The organism is Glaciimonas sp. GNP009 (assembly GCF_054343755.1).
In genome coordinates this window covers 4480224-4501051 of record NZ_JBTGUV010000004.1, presented here as the reverse complement: position 1 = coordinate 4501051, position 20828 = coordinate 4480224, and the positions used below count along the sequence as shown (strand labels likewise).

The following is a 20828-nucleotide window of genomic DNA, read 5'->3' as shown; positions in this document are numbered from 1 at the left end:
AATATAAAAAACTTTAACCAAAAGACTATTCAGAATAACGACGGTTTTATTCAAGTATTCGACGGCAGCATGAGAAAGAGGCGGTGGACAATTTAAACGGACGATTTAGCCCGTTTTACCTAAAAGTCACTTTCTCGTCTTTGCTGGTTGCGGTGAGATTTTCATGACAACCAGCCCATGATTTGCCGCCATGTGGGGCAATTTTTAATCATTTCAGCTGATTTAGCGCCTGCTCAATATCTGCAATCAGATCCTGCGGATCTTCCAGACCTATATTAAAGCGCACCAAAATTCCCTCTTCTGCCCAGTCTTTACGCATGCCTTGAATCCGATACGGGACTGCCAGACTATTCGCTCCACCCCAACTAAAACCAATCTTGAACAACTTCAGGCTATCAACAAAACGATCGGTTTGTTCTTCGGTATACCGCTTATCAAATAGTACGGAGAATAAACCGGCAGCACCGGTAAAATCACGCTTCCAGATTTCGTGACCAGGACAATCGGCAAAAGCCGGATGCAACATCCGCGTAATTTCCGGCCGATTTTTGAACCAGGCGGCTACCGTGCGCGCAGCTGCATCATGCGCCTCAAAACGCAACTTCATTGTCGGTAAACTACGTAGCACCAGATAAACATCATCCATGCCGACGCCTAATCCAAGATTATTAAAAGCGATCTCAATCTTCTTTGCGACTGCCGGATCACGCGTAATCACCGCGCCCATCAATACATCCGAGCCACCGGACTGATATTTGGTCAGTGCATGCATGACGATATCAATGCCGTGATCAAATGCCCGAAACGCCAGACCAGCCGACCAGGTATTATCAAGCGCGACCAAAACGCCGCGAGCATGTGCGGCGGCGCAGATTGCTGGAATATCAGGCACTTCCATCGATACAGAACCCGGCGCTTCGGTCCAGATCAGCGTCGTATTCGGTTGAATCAGATCAGCAATTCCAGCACCCATCATCGGATCATAATAGCGTGAGGTGATCCCGAAATTAGTTGATAGCCAATTGCTCAGCACGCGATTGGAGCCGTACACATTATCCGGCACCAGAACGTCATCACCGCTTTTTAGAAATGCGAAGTCAACCATCGTAATCGCAGCCAAACCACTAGGCGCGAGGCGACAATGCGTACCGCCCTCGATATCGGCTAGGCGCGCTTCTAGCGTAAAGGTGGTCGGTGTACCGTGCAAACCATAGTTATAAGCACTCTTATCGAGCCAGTCCCGCGCGCGCATCGCGGCGACATTTTCAAACAAAACAGTCGATGCGTGATATATCGGCGTTGGAAATGCGCCAAATCCTTGCGGAGCAACGTAATCGTTGTGAATGATAGAAGTTTGCAGTGACTTTTTGGACATATGGGATTACCCGATTGTTGAATTGATTATTGGCGCAATTACTGACCAGATTGCATACTTACATATTGGATTAATTACAGCCAAAGAGAATGCATTGATTACGACTTGCTTTACTAAACAGGTGAAGCTTGACAGGTGTGGCTTGAATCAGGCGCTAATCTTTAAACGAGGTTCAACCACACGCGTTTGAGCTACGAGCATAGCAACTTTTCCAGGTGAAGATAAAATGAATGATGCAATTCGCATGATGAATGTGACTTCGCTTCGAAATAATGTTGATTACAATTATTTTTTGGACGATTTTTTGCGTTCTTTGCTGGACTCAACTACCAACACAAAAGGCTTGGTAATCGCATCATCAATGGTTGACCAGGTGCCGCTGAATGTCTTGCCATCAAATTTGCCTGACCAGTCGCCAGACACGTCCTTGCCATTAATAGACTCTTCCATGATGACATCGCCACCGTCATACTCACCGGCCAACAATATTTGGGCAGATTGACCGGGAGCCGAATAGGTGCCTTGCAGCCCTTCGGTCGGGTCAGGCTTTAGCTGAAGATGCATTTCAATCGTCGCATCCCCCAACGTACCGCGGAACGACAGCGGTTGCGTGAAAAGGTCTGGTGTAACTTGCTTTTTTGCCGGTTGATCGACTGGAACTGAAACCGGAACGCCAGACATGGCCGAAAATTGCGGCGTCTCTGCTGCAATCGGTGCGGCAACTGCTAAGTGAGAGACTGTCAATAACGCGGTAAGTAAGACCGGAAGTAAGGATGTACACAACTTGGCCCTCCCGGCCGTCCAACTAACGTGATACCTCAACGTCATGCAGACGCCCACAGATCGTGCGAATCTGCAGCGGTAATCGTGACATCAACAAACTCGCCGACGACTAATTTTTTATGCGGCTCGTACGGCGGCTTGACATACACCACGCCATCAATTTCGGGCGCATCTGCGCTCGAGCGCCCAACACCACCACTACCATCGATTGAGTCGATCAACACCCGCATGGTTTTGCCGACTTTGGCTTTCAGTCGCTTTTTAGAAATTTCTTCTTGTAATAACATGACACGGCCACGACGTTCTTCACGCAGCTCTTCTGGAACAGGATTGGCAATCTCATTCGCGGTCGCACCGTCTACAGGAGAATAAGCAAAACAACCCAAGCGATCGATTTCAACTTCTTTCAAGAAATCCAACAGATATTCAAACTCCGCTTCGGTCTCACCTGGAAATCCAGCGATAAAAGTCGAGCGAATAGTAATGTCCGGGCACATTGCACGCCACGCCTGAATACGCTCAATATTCTTCTCGCCATTGGCAGGGCGCTTCATCCGCTTCAATACATCGGGATGTGCATGTTGCAGAGGCACGTCCAGATACGGCAAGATTTTTCCTTCAGCCATCAAAGGAATGATGTGATCAACATGCGGGTACGGATAAACATAATGCAGGCGAACCCACGCACCATATTGCGCAGCCAACTCACCCAGCGCGGTTACCAACTGGGTCATGTGGGTCTTGACCGGCTTGCCATTCCAGAATCCCATGCGGAATTTAACATCGACGCCATAAGCGCTGGTGTCCTGAGAAATAACGAGTAGTTCTTTGACCCCGGCCTTAAAAAGGTTTTCAGCTTCCAGCATGATGTCGGCGACTGGGCGCGATACGAGGTCGCCACGCATCGATGGAATAATGCAAAAGGTGCAGCGATGATTGCAGCCTTCAGAAATTTTCAGGTACGCAAAATGTTTGGGTGTCAGCTTGACCCCTTGCGGTGGGACCAAATCAAAAAAAGGCGCATGCGGCTTTGGGAGATGCTTATGCACCGCAAACATGACTTCAGTCAGCGCGTGTGGACCAGTCACTTCCAGCACTTTTGGATGAATTTTTTTGATGATATCGTCACCGGCGGCATCTTTTTTGACGCCTAGACAACCAGTGACAATCACCTTGCCGTTTTCGCTAAGGGCTTCACCGATGGCATCGAGAGACTCTTGCACGGCAGCGTCGATGAATCCGCAGGTGTTCACGATCACCAGATCGGCACCATCGTAAGACTTGGCAGTTTCATAACCTTCCGCACGTAATTGCGTTAGGATTTGCTCGGAATCGACCAACGCCTTAGGACAACCAAGGGAGACGAATCCAACTTTAGGGGCAACCGGAACGGCTACAGGAGTAACATTTGACATGATGGAGAAAATGGGGACGAAGCGAAGGCGCTATTGTACCCCTTCCGCTGACATGGACACCTTAGAACCTGTTTTAGATGAGATTTCCCTTTTTGTGGATGGAAAAATCTGTCTCATCTCTTCGTTCGAGGTGGTATTACCTCCTGAGAGCGCCACTTCAGCGACCACACTTCAGCGGCCCCACCTTTTATTATATTAACTTGTTAGGCGGGTAGAGCCGCATTACTCGCAACATGTTACGGACGCCTGTAAATGTATGCTGTTTTAGACACCAACCATCATTTTTCGTCTTTATCGGACGGCGGTGGGACAAAGGGGAATGTGCCAAACATATTTTTGCTTTGATTTTGCATTTTTTCCTGCATCTGAACAAATAATGTTTTGCTTTGCTCAATGTAGTTGCTCATCATGCCTTGCATCATTGGGCCCTGTACATTCATGAACTGTGCCCACATTTCAGGGCTAAATGGCTTACCTTCGTAAAAACCTTTAGAATTTTCAGTCAGCTTATTTTGAATATCGATGAATGCCTGGATATTTTTTTCCAAGTATGACCCCATCATGCCTTGCATGGCGTGACCATAATAGCGAATTATTTGAGACAACGCTGCGCTCGAAAACATCGGCGTTCCGTTGGACTCCTCTTCCAGAATAATTTGTAGCAATATACTTCGCGTCAAATCCTCATCACTCTTGGCATCAATCACTGCAAACTCTTCGGTTTCAAGCACTAACTGTTTGACGTCAGTCAATGTAATGTAAGAACTAGTCTGCGTATCGTAAAGGCGGCGGTTCGGGTATTTTTTGATCAGGCGCACAGAAATTTTTTTTGGTGTGGTCATGGGAATTTCCAGTTTATCGCGCATAAACGCATTTCAAATCAAGCATGTAAGTCAGCTCCCTCTTACACAATACAGTACACCGCTTGAAACGCGGTCAACTTACAGTATCATATTGCGCCAATTGCGCTGAGTTGTGGGATAAAAAGAAATAATGCAAGGCAACCGATGACGTTAGACTCCTTCTCACGCTAGTGTGAAAAGGAGTCTACCGGTACAAAAGACACGGATCACAGGGCCCGCGCTAGTGATACTCAACAAAAAAACGATAAAACATTGACGGCGTCAAACCTTTCGCCCGACCTCTCGATTGAGCAAAAAGCGTCACTTAGCCCATGTGCAAACCGCCATTCAGCGAGAAATCCGATCCGGTGGCGTAACCGCCCTCGTCAGACGCAATCCAGGCAATAATCGAAGCAATTTCTTCTGGCTCACCCAAACGTTTGACTGGAATTCCTGAAATAATCTTCTCAAGAACTTCGGGGCGTATCGAGCGCACCATATCGGTACCAACATAACCAGGAGAGACCGTATTCACAGTAACACCTTTAGTGGCCACCTCTTGCGCCAAAGCCATGGTAAAACCGTGAATTCCAGCCTTTGCAGTCGAGTAGTTGGTCTGCCCGAACTGACCCTTCTGTCCATTTACGGATGAAATGTTAATGATCCGTCCAAAACCACGATCTGCCATGCCGTCAATAACTTGTTTAGTCACGTTAAATAGTGAATTCAAATTAGTATCAATGACTGAATCCCAGTCTGCCTTTGACATTTTACGGAATTGACCATCCCGCGTAATGCCAGCGTTGTTGACCAGAATATCAACTTCACCAATTTCAGCTTTGACTTTGTCAAAAGCGACTTTGGTTGATTCCCAGTCTGACACGTTCCCTTCAGACGCGTGAATATCAAAACCTTGAGAGCGCATTGCTGCAAGCCAAGTGTCCTTTCGCGTTGAATTAGGACCACAGCCTGCGACCACGGTGTAACCATCTTTACAGAGACGAGTACAAATTGGGGTCCCAATGCCACCCATTCCACCTGTTACATAAGCAATTCGCTTGGACATTTTGTCTCCTCTTTCATTCAATTAACAAAAACCGATGCAGGCAACGCATCGCTAAAACTCCCTTGGGGGGATTACTATGCTGTGGAATTCTAGTGGTTGAATCTGGTTTATGAATTGTAGTATATTTCTGTCCGCGATAAGTTTGAATTATTATGAATTTAGTAATTTATTCAGCCCTTACTTTGACATAACGTCCCGGAGCTGGCTCAATTAATTTGTAAGTGGTATTACCTGGTTTGCGCGGTGCCGCCACTTTTTTACCACCGTTCTCAGCCAGGAACGCTGACCATTCAGACCACCAGCTGCCGGGATGTTCGGTTGCGCCGCCCAGCCACTTTTCTGCGGCTATACCCGCTGTTGAATTGGTCCAATAACTACGCTTATTCTTAGACGGCGGATTAATCACTCCGGCGATATGCCCGGAAGCACCTAATACAAATCGGTTACGGCTACCGTGCTTAGGATTAAGGAGTGTGGTTGATGCATACGCAGAAGTCCAGGGAACAATATGATCTTCACGGGAGGCATAAATAAAGGTTGGTGCAGCAATCTTTCCCAAATCGAGCTTCTCACCCGCCACCGTAAGCTTACCCGGCTCTTTTAGCGAGTTATTCAAATACATATTACGAAGGTAATAGCAGAACATTGGACCCGGCAAATTCGTGCTATCCGCATTCCAATACAATAGATCAAAAGCCGTTGGCTCTTCACCTTTCAAATAATTCGATTCGACATAATTCCAGACTAAGTCATTTGGACGCAAGCTCGAAAATGCTGATGCAAAATCGCGCCCCGGCATTAAACCCCCAGCGCCAATTTCCTGCTCGCGCTTAGCAATTTGTCCTTCATCGATATAGACATCAAGAATGCCCGTATCAGTGAAGTCAAGCAATGACGTTAGCAAAGTCAGACTTGATACTGGCTTTTCACCCCGCGCATACATGACTGCTAATGCAGAAGACAAAATCGTACCGCCGACGCAAAAACCTAGCGCGTTGACCTGATCCTGACCAGAAATTTCTTGCGCCACATGTACGGCCTGAATGCCGCCATCTTCGACGTATTGATCCCACGTGGTTTTTGCAGTAGACGCATCGGCGTTACACCATGAAATCAAAAAAACAGTATGACCTTGTTCAACCGCATAACGCACAAGCGAATTTTGCGGCTGCAAATCCATGATGTAAAACTTGTTGATACAAGGCGGCATGATCAACAATGGACGCTCATGCACAGTCTTGGTCAACGGCTTATATTGTATTAACTGAAATAAAGCATTTTCAAAAACTACCGAACCTTCTGTGGTGGCAACATCTTTGCCGATTTCAAAAGCCCCCTCATCGGTCTGCGATATTTTGCCTTTTTGCATATCGGCGAGTAAGTGCGCCATTCCGCGGGTCAGACTCTCCCCTTTGGTCTCGACCAACAATTGCTGTGCTACCGGATTGGTTGCCAGAAAATTGCTGGGCGACATGGCATCAATCATCTGCTGAACAGCAAATCCAATTTTCCGCTTGGTTTTCAACGGCGCATCGACAGCGTCGACTAAAGCGGTCAAATAATGCGCATTCAGCAAGTAGACCGCAGCGTTGTACGCATGCAGCGGATTACTCTGCCACGCAGCACCATTAAAACGCTTGTCCGGGAGGGACGGTGTACGCGCCGCAACCGCATCCTGCCACAATGCAGTGAGTTGCTCCGTGTACGATTTTTGTAGTTTTTCGAGAGATTCTGGTGCTAGTTTGATCCCTAGGTCGCCAAGCGCCGTATCGGAAATCAGCGGTGGTGCCAACGAATGACCAGGCGCAGAACTGAACCACGATAGCCATTTGTTCGGATCTGCAATTTGCGAAATGCCTTCTGACATATTCGGCGACACATTTTTAGAGAATTGTTCCAGCATTTGTTGTGACGCTTGCGACAAAAATGCAGGATCGAAGGGAGGAAATTTTGGATTAGTCATGCGGGTACCGTTGATTTCGCGTATTGTGCGGGATTGTCCGTTAGCCTAATTTCATTCTATGTATATCGTCGCTATTGCTTGGATTTACGTTGTCTTCATGATGTCAATTACAGAACAAACTGCTACCGCCGCAGTAATGACTTTTCTGCTATACGGCGTAATTCCTTTGTCAATAGTTTTATACCTGATGGGCACACCCCAACGCAAGCGAAATCGACAAAGAGCCGAACAACGCAAGAGAATGCTTGTCGAGAAGGATGCTGCCTTGCAAGTAAACGCTGAATCAGACGAACCAAAGGCCGATTCAACACAACTAGCAACACCAAAATCCAGAGAAAATCCGACACAAAAACTATAGTAAAAAAGAAGATTGAAGCAATTATTACCGTTGTGGATATATAACCAAACGAAGGATCAACAAGAGAATTGCGTCTAGGTTGCTTAAATAGGTTATGACCTTCCCCTGAAATTTAGTTCTCCATAGGTGACGTAAAATAACGTTACATTTGGAAGAAATAGAAATGACTAAAATACCAAAACAGGCATATACAACCGAGTTCAAGGAACTTGCTGTTAAACGGGTGGCTGATGGACAAGCGGTTTCGGCGGTCGTCAAAGAATTAGGTTTGAGCGACCAGACGTTGCGTAACTGGATCAAAGCTTCTGCGACGGGTAAGCTGAAAGGTGCCGGTAGCAAAGTGATCACGCCAGAAGCCATGGAGTTGTCCCGTCTACGCGCAGAAGTCGCTCGTCTGAAGCGAGAGAACGAAATAATAAAAAAGGCAGCGGCGTACTTCGCGAGGGATGTTCTGTGAAGTATGCCTGGGTTAAGGCGCAAGGCAAAACGTTTGCGTTGGCTGAAATGTGCACGGCACTTGAGATCAGCATTAGTGGATTTCGGGCATGGCAGCGCGGTGGTAGTCCTGCTCGCAAACGTCTGTCGGATAGTCAGACACTGGCGGTGGTACGCGGCATCCATTCTGAACATAGGGGGGCATACGGCAGTCCTCGTATGGTCCGTGAATTGCGGCTGCGCGGTTTTACTGGAGGCAAAGAGCGTATTGAGCGGCTCATGCGCGAGAACGGTATCCGTGCTCGGCATAAACGGCGCTACAGAGTGACTACCGACTCGCAGCATGGTTTGCCAATAGCGGAGAACCTGCTGGCCCGCAAATTCATGCCGGATGCGCCAAACCAAGTGTGGACTTCGGACATTACCTATCTGTGGACCGATGAAGGCTGGTTGTATCTGGCTATTGTTCTTGATCTGTTCAATAGAGAGGTGATTGGCTGGTCGCTCAAGCCTCGGATGACGACCGATATCGTGATGGACGCATTGAAGATGGCATGGTTTCGCAAAAGACAGCCACCAGGCGTGATGCATCATTCGGATCGGGGCAGTCAGTACGCCAGTTATGCATTTCAAGCACAACTCAAGGTATTTGGCATGACGTGTTCGATGAGTCGCAAAGGAAATTGCTGGGACAACGCCCCTACGGAGAGCTGGTTTAACAGTTTCAAGAACGAACGGTATCATGGCCTGCGCTACCTGACTCACGCGGACATGAAGGCTGCAAGCTTTGAATACATTGAAGTTTTTTATAATCGTCAGCGGCTACATTCGACGCTCGGCTACCGATCACCAATTCAGTATTTGAAATGTTGGGCAAGTGAGCAGGAGAAGCAAAAAATAGCAGCATAAAATTCACCTCATGGCAGACGAAATATCGAGGGAAGCTCATTAAGCCACGCAAGTAGTACTGTAATTACTGTCCGAGCCGCGCTCAATCGGAGCGCCGCCATACGCCAGCATACGTTGATACGTTACGAAGGATGAGGGAGTCAGTCTTAATAGTCCCCGTAAAGCTTCTCCTGAGCCATAACTACAGCTAGAGCGCAATGCGCTTAGTAAAGTTTCGAGACAATCCTAAAAACACTATTTCAGCCAGATCAGCGAAGCGATGCGACCAGTAACTTGATCCCGGCGATAAGAATAAAACTGTCGGTCAGTAACGGTACAAGCACTGCCACCAGAAACACCGTGCACATCAACCTCACTCAATATAATGCGAGCAAGACTATAAATATTCGCCAGATATTTTCCTGGAGATTCAAAAATGGGTATGAAGGCGGAAGAAATCTGCTGCAAAGTTTCTGCCGATACTTTTCGCGCCTGAGCACTGTCTATAAATGCCGCGAGCACGTCCGCTCCAACCTCAAATTTTTGCGGCCCAATTGCGGGGCCAAGCCATGCGATGATTTCACCTGCGCCAGCATCCCGCATATGCGCTACGGTAAGTTCAAGGACGCCACCGACCAAGCCGCGCCACCCTGCATGTGCAGCGCCAACAACCCGACCTTCGACGTCACAGAATAATACAGGCAGACAATCAGCAGTCAGGATGGCGCATACTCTCCCCGACTTTGTCGCAATGACAGAATCCGCCTCCACACCGGCAACGGCCCTATTTGCATCAGCCACTTGAACGCCATGAACTTGGGTCATCCAAAGAGGTGAAGAAGGCAAAAATGGCATCAACAAAGCCCGATTCGCCTCAACATCGGCCAACAGATCACCGACATGCGAGCCTAAATTAAGCCCACCGCCACCACTTCCGTCATCGTAAGGGGCACGACTTACGCCGCCGTCACGGGACGTCACCAAAGCGCCAACATTCGGTGGCGCACCGATCCAATCGGGAATAATCACGTTCATAAAGTGCGTCTATAAAGTGTTAATACGGGGCTTGGTTGAAGGACGCAATGACCATTGCGCCATTGCGCCCTTCAACTATGACGATAAGCTTTTCTCAAAGACTTATTTGCACAGTGTCAATCAGGTGCCGCAATACTAGAGCGCTTGATTAAATCAGCAAAATCATCCGGCAGCGGCGTGAACCATTCACACTCTTCACCAGTCGAGGGATGATTCAAGCCAAGCCGCGTTGCCTGCAAAGCCTGTCGTGGAAACGCGGGCATTAAATGCTGCTTGCCATATAACGTATCGCCAACCAACGCAAAACCGATTGACAACATGTGCACGCGAATTTGATGAGTGCGGCCGGTTTCAAGCTGGCAGCGCATCAAACTGACTGGGCGCCCATCCAAAAGCCCACTTTGCAGCCTTTCGTAATGCGTCACTGCGGTTTTGGCGCTGAGGCTTTCAGACACCGCCATTTTGATACGGTCCCGAGGATGACGCGCCATTGCGGCATCAATGGTTCCGTTAAGTTGAGGCGTGCCCCATACCAACGCCAGGTATTGGCGTTTTACCGTCCGCGCGGCCAACTGGCGAACCAGATCGGTCTGCGACTCTAACGTCTTCGCCACCACCATCAATCCACTGGTATCTTTATCCAGCCGATGCACAATCCCGGCACGCGGCACGCCAGCTAATTCTGGCCAGCGATACAGCAAACCGTTCAATAGCGTTCCCGACCAATTGCCAGCGGCAGGATGCACCACTAGTCCCGCCGGTTTGTCGATCACGATAATATCGTCGTCTTCGTATATCACCGAAAGCGCCATTTCTTCTGGCGTATAAGCATGCTCATCCGGTGCCGGTTGCGGCTGCACGATTACGGTCTCGTCGCCGAAAGCAATCATTTTGGTCGTGGCAACCTTGCCATCGACACTAACATGACCTGCTTCCATCCATTGTTGGATCCGGCTACGGGAAAATTGGGGAATCTGACTTGAAATAACCTTATCAAGTCGGGTTCCACACACCTGAGGCGTCAATATCAAGACGATTGGCGCAGCGGTATTTACCGCTACCTCAATTTCTTCGCTATCATCGATATCGGCTTCAAATTCTATTTCCGTAGGGTTTTCAGCCAAATTTGGCTTTGTAAATGACGTCACTGCAAGTCCCATCGGCTATAATCTATCAATTGTTTACACGCATTCTTGCGAACCACCATGCAAAAAAAACTCTCCACACTAGCTGCTGTCGCATTCGCTCTCTCATTATCGGCATGTGGCCTATTGCCCGACAAGGTCGATGAAACCGCAAACTGGTCTGCTCCCAGATTATACTCGGAGGCAAAGGATGAAATGAGTAGTGGTGGTTACGATAAAGCAATTTCATACTTTGAAAAGCTGGAATCGCGCTACCCATTCGGCACCTACGCCCAACAAGCACAGATGGATATCGCTTATGCGCACTACCGGCAGGGTGAACAGCCAGAGGCGCTTGCGGCCATTGACCGCTTCATTAAATTGCATCCAAATCATCCAAACGTAGACTATATGTACTATTTACGTGGCCTGGTTAACTTTAATGACAAGGTCAGTATCTTTGATTTCTTGTCAAAAGAAGATGCCACCGAACGCGATCCTAAAGCAGCCCGCGACGCTTTTGATGCTTTTAAGCAAGTTGTCGAGCGCTTTCCAGATAGTACTTATGCGCCGGATTCGCTAACGCGCATGAAGTACCTGGTTAATGCGATGGCCCAATACGATGTCCACGTAGCAAACTATTACTTACGCCGCGGTGCTTATGTCGCAGCAGCGAACCGTGCCCAAAGTGCAGTACAAGAATATCGCGATGCCCCCGCCGTTCAGGAAGCCCTTTACATTATGGTACGGTCCTACGATGCGCTGGGAATGAAAGAATTGCGTGACGATGCTGCGCGCGTTCTGCAAAAAAACTACCCTGATAGCGTTTATTACAAGGGTGGCCCAGTCGCCGAGAAGAAACCTTGGTGGAAAATCTGGTAAGCGAATCGCTCATCGAGCCATAATTGACGATCAAATCAAAAAACCTCGCAATGCGAGGTTTTTTGTTGTGTAATCGTCTCTATCCTGTTTTGATCCCGAGAAAATTTGGCGCATTAAACTTCGAATCTTGCGTATTTTGCGTATTTTGCCATACTGACGGACGGTGCCAGATAAGAAAAAGTATTGATACACGTTATAAAATAAGTATAGCGATCAGGATATTATGGACATTTGCGCCCATTCCATCGTTTTAATAGCATCAACTCGATACAAACTTTGCAAAAACTGTTGTGTCGCCAATTCCCACGAATAGGTCAGCGCATGCTCGCGTACCTGATGTCGATCCAGCCGAAGCGCCTGAATACACGCACGCCTTAAGTCAAACTCCAGACTCCCCGATACACCGTCCCTCACCACATCGATCGGTCCACACACTGGATATGCTGCAATAGGGACACCGCAAGCCATTGCTTCCAGCATGACCAATCCAAACGTATCTGTTTCGCTTGGAAACACCAATACGTCGGCACAGTTGTAATAGGCGCTTAATTCCTGATGTAATTTACTACCCAAAAAGTGCGTATCCGGGTAGCGTAGCTGCAACTCTTCACGCATTGGACCATCGCCAATAATCCACTTACTGCCAGGTAAATCAGCATCTAAAAATGCTGCTATATTTTTTTCGATCGCCACTCTTCCAACATATAAATATAAAGGCCGTTGAATACACGATCGATCCTGCTCGATGCATTGGAATCGCTCTGTGTCAACTCCGCGTCCCCACAGCACCAAACGCCTAAATCCGCGCTTTTGCAGTGCGGCTATCATATGCGGGGTCGGTACCATCACCGCCTTGGACGGCCAGTGAAACCAGCGCAACCATCGATAGGTCACCGCCTTTGGCATCATCGCGCGCGCACTCAGATATTCAGGAAAGCGCGTGTGATATGCCGTGGTAAATCCTATTTTGTGACGCAAACAAAAACGTCTGGCCGCCAACCCCATCGGGCCTTCGGTCGAGATGTGTAGGCAATCGGGCTGAAAATCGCGCAACGAAGCAGCCACTCGCCGATAAGGCTTATAGGCTAATCGGATTTCTGGATAAGTAGGACAAGCGAACGTGGCAGCATCGTCGGGAGTGAGCAATAAGACCTCATGACCGATATTGCGCAAGCATCGACAGGTTTCTTGCAACGTATTGACGACACCATTAATTTGCGTAAGAGAAGCGTCCGCTATGATGGCAATTCGCATAGCTCTCCAACATTGGCGCTGGCTATTGCACTCTTCTGTCCCACGATTTCTTGCCACGACACTAAACGCAACGTACCGCTGGCGTCCTCTACCAATGCGGTTAAACTCTCCACCCAATCGCCGTCGTTGCAATAAGTGATCCCATTGATCTCACGCATTTCAGGCTTATGAATATGTCCACAAATGACGCCATCAAGGCCCTTTTTGGCTGCTTCTGCTGCTAAAGCATTTTCAAAAGAAGAAATATAATTCACTGCATTTTTTACTTTAAGCTTTAAATATTGGGATAGCGACCAATAAGGTAATCCCGCTCGAGCACGCCAGCCATTGAACCACTGGTTAAACTTGAGAATCACTGTGTACAAACTATCACCGACATACGCCAACCATTTAGCGCAGGAAATAACGCCATCAAAGCGATCTCCATGCAGCACCAGAAACCGCTTTCCTTTGGCGGTGGTATGTATCAACTCATCGCGTATTTTGATACCGCCAAAATCAAGATCGATGAATTGACGGATCGCTTCGTCGTGATTGCCAGGAACAAAAATAACTTCAGTCCCCTTTCGTGCTTTTTTTAATACCGTTTGAACGACGTTATTATGCGCTTGATCCCAATACCAGCGCCGCTTCAATTGCCAACCATCTATGATATCGCCAACCAGATAGAGCGTCTCCGATTCAGTCGCCCGTAAAAATTCCAGTAAGCGCTTCGCCTGACATCCGGTTGTCCCAAGATGCACATCAGAAATCCAGATCGCCCTGAAGCGAATTGGTTCGCGTTTGATATCCGTACCTGAACCAGAAAATCCGCTGCTCAGAAAGCGTTCGCTTGGTTTCATCCTGGACTCATTTCTTTGCGATAATGACGTGCATAACGACTATCAAGTCTGGCTAACGGCAATAACAGGAAAAAATCGGCAGAATGAAAGTCAGGGTCCCAGGCCGGTTCACCACAAACCCATGCACCACTGCGTAAATATCCCTTTAAAAGCGGTGGCATAATCGGCACATGCCCGGGTTCGCGTTCATAAACCGAGAACGGCGTAATTGGCGTAACCCGATACTCTGGAGGAGAGAAATTCTCGTCGGTCATAGAGTGATACAAAGCCACAGCATTATGGCCCCCGTCAGCAAGGCTAACGCTGACGCATCCCATCAAATAGTCGCAACGTTCACGCCGCATATACGCCGCTAATCCCGCCCACAAAAGCATGATGACACTGCCACTACGATAGTCGGGATGTATGCAAGCGCGCCCTGCTTCGGCAAGGTGATTGCGTAAATGGTCGAGCCGACCCAGATCGAATTCCTTTTCAGAGTAGTAAGAACCCATGCGACGCGACGCATGCGGACTCATCACGCGATAGGTGCCAACTACGCGCAAGGTTTTGTTGTCACGGACAATCAGGTGATCGCAGTAAGCGTCAAATTCATCGACATCAAGGCCGTCTACATTCACCAGCGCAGACAAACTAAATGCCTCAACAAAAACTTTATACCGCAAGCGTTGCACTTCCCGTATTTCTTCCTGTGTGGTGGCAATACTCACCGTTAGCTTGGGAAAAATCGGGTTTGCATCGCGGGGTATGGTCAATAAACGCATGCATTGTCCTTTTTAGATGTTGACAATGCCAGAGTAACGAGCGATTACTTCAGGAAAATGACACATTTATGTCTGTTTGATGACTTGGCAACAGTATTTAAAATGCTCCGTGAAGACGTGCTAAACGACTTTCTTTCGTCTTCAATATTCAATAATTCAGCCCCACAGATCACCAATTTACGGACGTCGGTCGATTTACCCGCTCCAGCCAGCAGCTCTTGTATTGATAGCCGACCTGACGTAAGCCATAACGACAAGATACTTCTTATCGCCACTGGTCAATTGATGGGTTAAGGCCCGACCGCCGCGACCGATGTAACCCCTTTAACGTAGAAAAAATTTGTTCATAATCTGCGTCAACGGATAAGTCACCATGGATTCAATCATCGGGGGCAAGTCCAATGGCCGGATAACCATCTTAATCGTCATATCGGCAGATAAATGGCGGCGGACCATCTCATTCATTTTTTTACTGATGTTTTTGATATATGCCGCATCGTTGGCGTGTGAGGGAGACTTGATTTGAACGACGTGCCTTAACGCGCAACTAGTATCCTGATTTTTTATTTCTAGCATCCGGTGACACAATGTCCACAATATCCGATGCCGACGCAATCCCTCCTCTTTCCGGAATCGGCGGAAATAGCGATAAAAATACTTATAGTGACTAACCTCGTCGCGCCCAATCAACGATGCCATTTCTTTTAATATCGGTTCAGTAGTGCAACGCGACAGAGCCCGATATAGCGCCGCGGTACTCGCCTCCACTGCACAATGCGCCACCATCTCCAGACCCTTGGTAGGTGCTAAAAGCTCTACCTTGCAATGATCAGAATACTCTTTAAAAAAATGTCGATAACCAGTTTCCCAGTCAAACTCTGGCCATACATAATTCACATATGCCCGCAAAGCTTGCCCGTGTTGAAGCTCTTCAACTTCCCATTGATTGCGCAACCAATCTTCAATTTCTGGTTCATCCCGGTAATATTCAACCAGATTCTGCGTATATAAACTTGATCCACTCTCGATAAATGATGCGCTAGTCACTAAATAGAAAAGGTTTTCATCTAGCGCTACCTGCGCAAGGTCAATCGTAGAAAAATCAAGATCAGCTATTTTCCAATGTGTACTTTCTATTCCACCATTATAATTTTTATTCAATCTTTTCAATTCCTTAATAATATAAATGGGAAGTATCTCCACGTGACTTTCAAATCACGACCGTAATGAAGCCTGCAACCGTTGTGCCATCAAATAATTTACCTGCGACGAAGTTAATCACCTGCTTGATTACAGGAGAAATGAGTGGTTGAATTACACCGGTGGACGATTATTTTTGTTGATCAAGACATGCTTGTTGTTCAGTTTCGATCCTCGTTTTATCTGCGTAAATATCAGAGATTAATATGTTGCACGATATTTTTTACCAGTTGAAAAAGTTTCAGCTCGTTAAAAAATGGCGTCGCCAAACGCAAGCATCGTAAGTAGCGATGAGGCGATAACAGTTTGTTTGAATTACAAATTTTGGCCTTCCATTACCTATGAGACGAAGTTACCTCAATGCCAAAAAGCAGTTATCGTCCCATCCAAAGATCATAGTTCTTAAGCAGATCCGTGGCAGGTAATTCGATTATTTTCATGAGTCATATTGCTAGCCACTTAGCCTAAAACAGAGCTTTGAATAGTGGCCCATGTGTCTTCCACATCTGGCAAGCCGAGAATCCAATTGTCTGCGCCTTTTTGGCATGCAACTATCTGTTCATCGGTCATTTTTTCGATCGAATTACCTAATCTTTTACGTATCTCATGGGCGTATTTTTTATCCGACTCGCCACTCTCATCGGGATAATTGGCGGCACGCATTAGCCAGACACATGCCGGAATCGGATCACGTTTTTTAGTCCACATTAGAAATGAATTTTTATTCAAAAAACCATTCTCTGTATATTCAGCAATCCTTAATAAGCTAACTCGTATACTGATTATTTTCATTAATCCATTGATCTCAGGCGTGATCTCGACACGCCTGTTAAGGGAGCGTCCCTGGAATATGACAGCACCCGCAGCGGCAAGCATTTTGATTGCCTTGCGCTCTCCTCTCTCGGCCCGCTCCAGCAATTGACCCACCGTTACATCCTGCATTACCGCAGCAGCTGAAGCGAAAGAAACAGGCATGAAAAGAACGAACATTAATAAGAAGTTATACAATTTATACCTGTAAAAAAAATGCCAAAATGCGGAAATGGCGCGAGGGCTTGAATGTAGTTTCACGCTTGCTAATCGATGGGTAATAAAATACCAATCGCATGTTGTGTTGCTGAACTAAAAGTCATTGGCAAGGAGAATATAGGTTTTTTGCGGAAATGTATCTAGGATCATTCTTATAATTCGCGTTTATTTTTTTTAGAAATTGGGAGAAATATAAACCAGCCAGACGTTGCATCTGGCGTTGCGTCGAACCGTTACACTGGCAATAGTTTCTTCGAAGGGGTCAAAGACTTAGCAATAAAACGCGCCTTCAAAAATATGGCTCACGTCCCATCAGGGCACCGACAAAAAAAGTTATTAATTTTCCGGAAAGTAAAATCAACTAAATTAGCAAAGATTCAAACGACGCATCACCACGCGCTGCAAACCATTACAAACCCATCAAGGCGCATCCGTGCCATTTTCGAACAAATCACCTTGTGCTCGCTGTGACGCTGTGCTCGCCACCCCTTTTCTCTCCAACGCACTGACGCGTACGCCAAGTAACCGCAGCTTTTGATGGAAAGAGACACGGCGGAGACATTCTCCTGCAGCACGCCGAATAGCGACCGCATCGTCGGTGCTTGAAGGAAGAGTGACGTCACGTGTCACCGCACTGAAATCAGTAAAGCGTAACTTGATACCTACCGTGCGCCCAACGTAGCCTTTGCGCTGTAGATCGCCAGCGAGGCGCTCACATAAACGTGTAAATATTTCTGTGAGTGTTGTGCGATCTGCCGTTGCATGAAGGTCGCGCTCGAAAGTAGTTTCGCGACTGATCGACTTGGGTTCGGAATGCGTCACAACGGACCGATCATCAATACCGTGTGCAACGCAATGCAGCCATGCGCCATAACTGCTACCGAAATTTTCCTGAAGCATGCCAGTGTCTGCGTGGGCCAGCTCCGCAATTGTACGAATACCTAACAAGGTTAATTTCTCGGCTGATTTTGGTCCGATACCATTAACCTTGCTTACCGAAAGCGGCCAGATACGGGTTGCTAAATCGGCTTGCGTCAGAATGGTCAATCCATTCGGTTTTTCCAGATCAGAACAGATTTTTGCGAGTAGTTTATTAGACGCAACGCCAATCGAGCAAGAAAGCCCGGTGGCATCATTTACCGCCTTTTTTATACGCGCTGCAAGAATAGCAATCGGTTCTGTTTGTTCGCTAAGATCAATGTAAATTTCATCTATACCACGGTCTTCAATGAGTGGCGTAATGCTCGCCACGGCAGCTTTAAATAATCTTGAATAATGTCGATACGCTTCAAAGTCGGTGGGCAATAAGACTGTATCCGGGGCCAGTTTTGCAGCCTTCATGATTCCCATTGCCGAAAAAATACCCAGCGCACGTGCTTCATAAGTAGATGTCGTGATTACACCGCGACCGACATAATGTCGGAGAGTTGCATAGCTGCGCGTCCCGTCCGCGTTTACGACCGGTTGATGGTCCGATCCACCACCAATGGCAACAGGGCGACCACGCAATTCCGGATAGCGTAATAGCTCTACCGAAGCATAGAAGGCATCCATATCGAGATGCGCAACATAGCGCGTTGGCAGTGACATATCGTTGGGAGTTTCGGACATTATCGACGTTGAATACTCTTAGTTGTTTTTAATAGTTCTGCGCCGCCAGACTAACACTCGGCGTGGCACTCTCATATTGCAGCAACTCACGACGCCAATTGCGCAAGCCAACAATCGCCAGAATAATAAACATTGCGTACAAGCCCGCAGTCAACTGTAAATCTTTGTAGACATACACGCCAATGTAAATGACGTCGACGGCTATCCATAGCCACCAGTTTGCAATGTATTTACGCGCCATCCAATATTGCGCCACCAGACTAAAACTGGTCAGAGCAGAATCAAGCCAGGGAATATGCGCATCCGTAAAGCGCGCCATCACGTAGCCCAGCAAGAGACTTCCCGCAGCGCCGATCATCAAACCAACCCAACAACCGGCGACTGACAATCGTCGGGGCATGATGTGTACTTTATCTTCATCTCGCGATGCATCCGGCAAGGTTTGGGAATGCGTGCGGTTGCGCGTCCAATGCCACCAGCCGTACAATTGCATGACAAAAAAAATCAGTTGCAGCAGCAAGTCAGAATACAATTTGGCATCAAAAAAGATCTGCGAATAAAACATCACCGATACACAACCAACCGGCCAGCACCATATGTTACGGCGTGCCGTGAGCCAGACCGCCAGCGCGCTGACAATGACCGCCACTATTTCCAAACCGGACATTTTTTTCTTTCAATTATGGACTGAGGAAGTTTATCTCTTCCAGGATTGTTCTCTTTTGAGATTGTCACTTCTTCGTACTGCGATCCCGCATATACGCTAACAATCGCCGTCCCGCATCGCTATTAAACCATTCTGCATGACCCAATAAATACGTATCATAAGCCACTGTTGCATTCTCCGCGGAGCCTTGAACGCCATAAAAATATGCCAGCTCGGAAAGCGCAAACTCCACGTGTGCAAGCGGCAGCAGAGCGGTCACGGCAGCCATATCGAACGCCGACAAAGGAACCACGGCTTCATAGCCATCCAGCAAAAGCGCCAATTGATCAAAGTGTACTAATTGATCGTCCTGTAACTGATTATCAGCGTCTAGCTGCGGAAGTTTCAGCCATTCGACAATATTCGTAACAATGGCGATAGCCAAATCGTAGACCGCGCAGGTTTGATCGCATAGGCCAAAGTCCAGTATTGTCGCTACTTTTGCCCCGCCAGCATCGTTCTGATCGTCTGATGCGCACCATAACAAATTGGAAGCATGCCAGTCGTTATGCGTCCATAAGGGCACCAGATTTTTTAGCAACGGTTGCAAGCATGCGTAAAAAGGCATCAATACACGCTCTACATCCTGACGCCAATCACGTTGTGCGACGTAGGTCGCCAAGCCTGGCCGGGCGTCGATGTAATGCGCCATCGCGGTGAGAGGATCATCGTCGCTAAATATTGAAAACCCCGACACCAGCAACATTGCCTTGCGTGCAGGAGCGTTATAACCGGCTGCACCCTGATGCATTTCCGCCAGGGCACGGCCGGCCGCATAGGCATGTCCGGGGTGCAAAAATGGTGTCCAGGAAAAGGCATCCCGATAGACGTCATTTCCCTTCGCCAGTCGATGCACTTCATAGGTCCAGTCGCCGTCGGCAATCGCTGTGGCACCATGCATATCAGCAAGAACTTCGCTGACGGCGGGTCCGTCAACCGACATATGCAATGCTAAATGTGCAATAAACCGATGCTCTTCCAAAAGATCAGCGGCACTGCGTATCGCCTTTATCAGACGCTTAACAAACAACATGCCTGACGTCGTCTCCACCACACAGGCGCTGGAAAACGGCCGTGGGCTAAACCATGTAAGGCGTATAACCTCACCGGTTTGTGGATACCGCCTCAACAAATCCTTTATTTCGGCCAGCTTCAGTGGCGGCCAGGCGGGTGGCACGTCATTCGCGTCCAGGCCATGACTGAGCAATGAAGTGTTATCGGTTTGGTGGCTCATCTTAAAATCAATTTCGACCTGC

The 20828-nt window shown here is 47.8% G+C and carries 19 protein-coding genes; 3 read left to right on the top strand and 16 right to left on the bottom strand.

Annotated elements, in window-relative coordinates:
- Positions 1-208: 208 nt before the first annotated feature.
- The 6 genes from ACXX82_RS20740 to phaC form a co-directional block, all read right to left on the bottom strand.
- The gene (locus ACXX82_RS20740) at positions 209-1375 is read right to left on the bottom strand and encodes a cystathionine beta-lyase (protein WP_458563621.1); all 1167 of its coding nucleotides are present in this window, start codon (positions 1373-1375) and stop codon (positions 209-211) included.
- Between the two features lie 285 nt (positions 1376-1660).
- Positions 1661-2158: a hypothetical protein gene (locus ACXX82_RS20735; protein ID WP_323506336.1), complete on the bottom strand. Its 498-nt coding sequence runs from the start codon at positions 2156-2158 to the stop codon at positions 1661-1663.
- Positions 2159-2199: 41 nt separating this feature from the next.
- A complete protein-coding gene (gene rimO, locus ACXX82_RS20730; RefSeq protein ID WP_322238013.1) occupies positions 2200-3573 on the bottom strand; it encodes a 30S ribosomal protein S12 methylthiotransferase RimO in 1374 nt (457 codons plus the stop codon).
- A gap of 278 nt (positions 3574-3851) precedes the next feature.
- Positions 3852-4415: a polyhydroxyalkanoate synthesis repressor PhaR gene (phaR, locus tag ACXX82_RS20725; protein ID WP_322238011.1), complete on the bottom strand. Its 564-nt coding sequence runs from the start codon at positions 4413-4415 to the stop codon at positions 3852-3854.
- Positions 4416-4740: 325 nt separating this feature from the next.
- Entirely contained in the window at positions 4741-5481 is a 741-nt protein-coding gene (locus ACXX82_RS20720; RefSeq protein ID WP_458563620.1) for a 3-ketoacyl-ACP reductase, read from the bottom strand.
- A 166-nt stretch (positions 5482-5647) separates the two neighbouring features.
- Positions 5648-7384, bottom strand: coding sequence for a class I poly(R)-hydroxyalkanoic acid synthase (phaC, locus tag ACXX82_RS20715; RefSeq protein ID WP_458564035.1), 1737 nt, complete (start codon positions 7382-7384; stop codon positions 5648-5650).
- Positions 7385-7502: 118 nt separating this feature from the next.
- Here phaC and ACXX82_RS20710 point away from each other — a divergent pair, with 118 nt between their 5' ends.
- Both ACXX82_RS20710 and ACXX82_RS20705 read left to right on the top strand, forming a co-directional pair.
- Positions 7503-7802: a 6TM ABC transporter family protein gene (locus ACXX82_RS20710; protein WP_322238007.1), complete on the top strand. Its 300-nt coding sequence runs from the start codon at positions 7503-7505 to the stop codon at positions 7800-7802.
- Between the two features lie 163 nt (positions 7803-7965).
- Positions 7966-9146, top strand: a protein-coding gene (locus tag ACXX82_RS20705; protein WP_458563393.1) for an IS3 family transposase whose coding sequence is annotated in 2 segments (ribosomal slippage) — positions 7966-8218 and positions 8218-9146 — 1182 coding nt in all. Because the reading frame shifts where the segments join, the coding sequence is not laid out codon by codon here.
- 234 nt (positions 9147-9380) lie between these two features.
- Here the strand turns inward: ACXX82_RS20705 and pgeF are convergent.
- Positions 9381-10160 (bottom strand): peptidoglycan editing factor PgeF, encoded by a 780-nt coding sequence (gene pgeF / locus ACXX82_RS20700; protein ID WP_322238005.1) that lies wholly within the window; start codon positions 10158-10160, stop codon positions 9381-9383.
- 116 nt (positions 10161-10276) lie between these two features.
- A complete protein-coding gene (locus ACXX82_RS20695) occupies positions 10277-11320 on the bottom strand; it encodes an RluA family pseudouridine synthase (RefSeq protein WP_322238003.1) in 1044 nt (347 codons plus the stop codon).
- A 45-nt stretch (positions 11321-11365) separates the two neighbouring features.
- On the opposite strand from ACXX82_RS20695, the gene ACXX82_RS20690 reads away from it, so the two are divergent.
- Positions 11366-12166 (top strand): outer membrane protein assembly factor BamD, encoded by an 801-nt coding sequence (locus ACXX82_RS20690; protein ID WP_322238001.1) that lies wholly within the window; start codon positions 11366-11368, stop codon positions 12164-12166.
- Between the two features lie 213 nt (positions 12167-12379).
- Here ACXX82_RS20690 and ACXX82_RS20685 read toward each other — a convergent pair whose 3' ends face one another.
- The 8 genes from ACXX82_RS20685 to ACXX82_RS20650 all read right to left on the bottom strand — a co-directional run bounded on the left by ACXX82_RS20685 (position 12380) and on the right by ACXX82_RS20650 (position 20806).
- Positions 12380-13420: a glycosyltransferase family 4 protein gene (locus ACXX82_RS20685; protein WP_322237999.1), complete on the bottom strand. Its 1041-nt coding sequence runs from the start codon at positions 13418-13420 to the stop codon at positions 12380-12382.
- Positions 13402-14262, bottom strand: a complete 861-nt coding sequence (locus tag ACXX82_RS20680; RefSeq protein WP_322237997.1) for a UDP-2,3-diacylglucosamine diphosphatase — start codon at positions 14260-14262, stop codon at positions 13402-13404. The genes ACXX82_RS20685 and ACXX82_RS20680 overlap by 19 nt, the downstream gene beginning before the upstream one ends.
- Positions 14259-15026, bottom strand: a complete 768-nt coding sequence (locus ACXX82_RS20675) for a GNAT family N-acetyltransferase (protein ID WP_322237996.1) — start codon at positions 15024-15026, stop codon at positions 14259-14261. Before ACXX82_RS20675 ends, ACXX82_RS20680 begins: the two co-directional genes overlap by 4 nt.
- Positions 15027-15350: 324 nt before the next feature.
- Entirely contained in the window at positions 15351-16187 is an 837-nt protein-coding gene (locus ACXX82_RS20670) for a ferritin-like domain-containing protein (RefSeq protein ID WP_416186825.1), read from the bottom strand.
- 498 nt (positions 16188-16685) lie between these two features.
- Complete coding sequence (locus tag ACXX82_RS20665; protein WP_458563619.1) at positions 16686-17297, bottom strand: hypothetical protein; 612 nt, start codon at positions 17295-17297, stop codon at positions 16686-16688.
- Between the two features lie 378 nt (positions 17298-17675).
- On the bottom strand, positions 17676-18845 hold the full coding sequence (gene dinB / locus ACXX82_RS20660; RefSeq protein WP_458564034.1) for a DNA polymerase IV: 1170 nt from the start codon (positions 18843-18845) through the stop codon (positions 17676-17678).
- 49 nt (positions 18846-18894) lie between these two features.
- The gene (gene pnuC / locus ACXX82_RS20655) at positions 18895-19533 is read right to left on the bottom strand and encodes a nicotinamide riboside transporter PnuC (RefSeq protein WP_323506338.1); all 639 of its coding nucleotides are present in this window, start codon (positions 19531-19533) and stop codon (positions 18895-18897) included.
- A gap of 64 nt (positions 19534-19597) precedes the next feature.
- Positions 19598-20806, bottom strand: a complete 1209-nt coding sequence (locus tag ACXX82_RS20650; protein ID WP_322237991.1) for a phosphotransferase enzyme family protein — start codon at positions 20804-20806, stop codon at positions 19598-19600.
- Between the last annotated feature and the right edge of the window lie 22 nt (positions 20807-20828).